Source organism: Paenibacillus kobensis NBRC 15729, from assembly GCF_004000825.1.
In the GTDB taxonomy this organism is placed as follows: domain Bacteria; phylum Bacillota; class Bacilli; order Paenibacillales; family Paenibacillaceae; genus Paenibacillus_T; species Paenibacillus_T kobensis.
In genome coordinates, this window is the sequence record NZ_BILZ01000131.1 from 1 (window position 1) to 1,753 (window position 1,753).

At 64.7% G+C, this 1,753-nt stretch carries 2 protein-coding genes; both read left to right on the forward strand.

Annotated features, from left to right (window positions below; translation table 11 throughout):
- A partial coding sequence (locus PKO01S_RS28410; RefSeq protein ID WP_246070780.1) for a transketolase occupies nucleotides 1-976 on the forward strand: 976 nt, incomplete at its 5' end.
- On the forward strand, nucleotides 973-1,753 hold a 781-nt coding region (locus PKO01S_RS28415; RefSeq protein WP_127534781.1), incomplete at its 3' end, for a transketolase family protein. The genes PKO01S_RS28410 and PKO01S_RS28415, both read left to right, overlap by 4 nt.

Consider the following 1,753-nt stretch of genomic DNA (forward strand, 5'->3'; position numbering starts at 1 on the left):
CCGGCTGGTGCCGCCGCTACGGCTGGGTGCCGTTCCGTACCGGGACGATCAGGTGATGCTGCTGGAAGCGGAATGCGCCAAGCTGCGCGGGGCAACCGGGTGGTTGCCTCGGGTCCCGCTGGAGGAAGGGATCAGGCGGACGGTGGCGGCGGTCGCGAGGCAGGCGGCGCTGGAGCGGGGGCTGGCCGTCAGGCGCAGCATCGTTACGATGGCGTACCGCGCCGGCGCTTCGCACGTCGGCGCCGCACTGTCGGCGGCGGACATTCTGCTCGCGCTCTATTCCCGAATCATGCGCGTCGATTCCGCCGACCCTGCGGCTCCGCACCGGGATAAGCTTGTGTTCTCCAAAGCCCATGCCAGCACGGCCTTGTACGCCGTGTTGGCTGAACGAGGATTTATGCCTTCGAGCATATTGGAAGGCTATTCGGTCGACGGCGGCACGCTTCCGGGCCATCTCGACCGCAAGTCGGCACCGGGCATCGATGTGTCGGCCGGCTCGCTCGGACACGGATTGTCCGTTGCGGCCGGGCTTGCGCTTGCGGACCGGTTGGCCGGACGCAGCAGCCGAACGTTCGCGGTGTTAGGCGACGGGGAGTGCAACGAAGGCGCGGTATGGGAGTCGGCATTGCTCGCTTCGTCGCTGCGGCTGGACGGACTGACCGCTATCGTGGATTGCAACGGCTGGCAAGGGTTCGGCCGTACTGGGGAGTTGTCGCCTTTGGCCGTACTGGGCGACAAGTGGAGGGCATTCGGTTGGGATGTGCTCGATGTTGACGGCCATGACGAGGAGGCGCTGTGCGAAGCGCTTGAACATCGGGGCATGGACGGACGCCCGAAGGCGGTGCTCGCCAAGACGGTGAAAGGATACGGCGTCGATTATATGGCCGATACGCTGGAGTGGCATTACAAGTCGCCCAACGACGCGCAGTGGAGGGAAGCGATGAGACAGCTCGGAGCCAGGGAGGGAAGCGGATGAGGAACGCATTCGTCCGGGAGATGCTGAAGCGCGCCGAGCACGACGAACGGTTGATCGTCATTACGCCAGACCTTGGCTTCTCCGTCTGGGAGCCGTTCCGTGATCGGTTCCCCAGCCGGCTGATCAACGCAGGCATCGCGGAGCAGAACGCGGTCGGCATGGCGGCCGGACTTGCGCTTAGCGGCCATCTTGTCTACGTGTACAGCATTATTCCGTTCGTGACGATGCGGGCGTACGAACAGATCCGGGTGGATGCAGCTTATATGAACCTGCCGGTGCGCATCGTCGGCGTAGGCGCCGGACTCGCTTATGGCGGTCAAGGTCCGACGCATCACGGGCTGGAAGACGTCGCCCTTATGCGCGCGCTGCCGAATATGACCGTCTGCTGTCCGGGAGACGATATTGAAGCGCGCGAGCTGACGCAGGCAAGCTTCACTCACGATGGGCCGATGTATATCCGGCTCGGGAAGTCGGGCGAGCCGCGTGTACACGATGAAGCAGCGCGAATTCCGCTCGGCGAAGCGATCGAGCTGCTGCCCGGCACGCAGCTTGCCGTCTTCGCTTCCGGGACGGCGCTATCGCGCGCACGCGATTGGGTTATGCGGCTTCGCGGTGAAGCCGACCCGATCGAGGCGGCGCTGGTCAGCGTGCCGACGGTAAAGCCGTTTCCTGCCGAAGCGGTTCTCGGCTATGCACGGCGCGGATTGCCGATCGTGACAGTCGAGGAACACAGCATTATCGGCGGTCTTGGCTCGGCAGCGGCTGAGACGATAGCGG